Raw genomic sequence first — 1,094 nt, 5'->3', positions numbered from 1 at the left:
GACGCTCGCGAGTTCTCTAATCAAAGCTAACCTTGTAGATGAGTTGATTGTCTATCTCGCTCCGAAACTAATGGGAAGCGATGGACGTGGTTTAATTGGCGCGCTGGGATTGACGGAGATGGCGCAGGTCATCGATTTAAATATTACTGATGTGCGAATGGTGGGCAGAGATATCCGTATTACCGCCACCCTTGTACGTAAAGAAATTTAGAAAAGAAGCACTATGTTTACAGGAATTGTAGAAGCAGTTGGTAAATTAACTGCGATTACGCCAAAAGGCGAAGACATTACCGTTACGGTAGAAGTAGGTAAGTTAGACATGTCTGACGTAAAGTTAGGCGACAGCATCGCAACTAATGGTGTGTGCTTAACGGTGATTGACTTTGGCAGCAATTACTACAGCGCAGATTTGTCTCTCGAGACCTTGAAAAAAACCGGTTTTGCAAACTACCAAGTAGGCGAAAAGGTTAACTTAGAAAAAGCCATGCTGCCGACGACACGTTTTGGCGGACACATTGTATCTGGACACGTGGACGGCGTGGGTGAAATTGTGGAGCGCAATCAAGTTGGTCGTGCGATAGAGTTTTGGGTCGCGATGCCTGCTGAGATCAGCAAGTACGTGGCAGAAAAAGGCTCTATCACCGTTGATGGTATCAGCTTAACGGTGAATGATTTACGTAAAAACGCATTCAAACTGACGATTGTGCCTCACACCAGTGAAGAAACCACCATCGACCAGTTCCAAGTGGGCCGCAAAGTGAATTTAGAAGTGGATGTGTTGGCGCGTTACATGGAACGCTTGCTGCAAGGTCAGCAAGAAGAGCAGCCTGAATCTCGCATCACCATGGACTTCTTACAACAAAATGGCTTTGCGTAAGCGCTCAGCCACGTTGCGATAATTGCCATAACAGACCGGATTCACAGAACATCGTTAGGGCAATTGACTTGCATTGTGCAAGGCTCAAACTGTTGATGTCATTACCATTGCAATAAAATTTCACGCATTGCTGTCGGAAAATAAATTTTAGAATAACGGGAAACAGAATATGCCAATCAGTACACCACAAGAAATTATTGATGATATTCGCGCAGGC

2 protein-coding genes are annotated in these 1,094 nt (G+C 45.1%); both read left to right on the top strand.

Annotated features, from left to right (window positions below; genetic code table 11):
* Positions 1-211, top strand: a 211-nt coding sequence (locus R7P72_RS25680; RefSeq protein ID WP_318111056.1) for a RibD family protein, incomplete at its 5' end; no start/stop codon positions are given.
* Between the two features lie 12 nt (positions 212-223).
* Positions 224-877, top strand: a complete 654-nt coding sequence (locus R7P72_RS25675; protein WP_005483039.1) for a riboflavin synthase — start codon at positions 224-226, stop codon at positions 875-877.
* Positions 878-1,094 lie beyond the last annotated feature (217 nt).

Source organism: Vibrio sp. Vb0888 (assembly GCF_033338835.1).
GTDB classification, from domain to species: Bacteria; Pseudomonadota; Gammaproteobacteria; order Enterobacterales; family Vibrionaceae; genus Vibrio; species Vibrio alginolyticus.
Note: the sequence above shows the minus strand (reverse complement) of the source record. Positions and strands in the feature narration are given on the sequence as shown.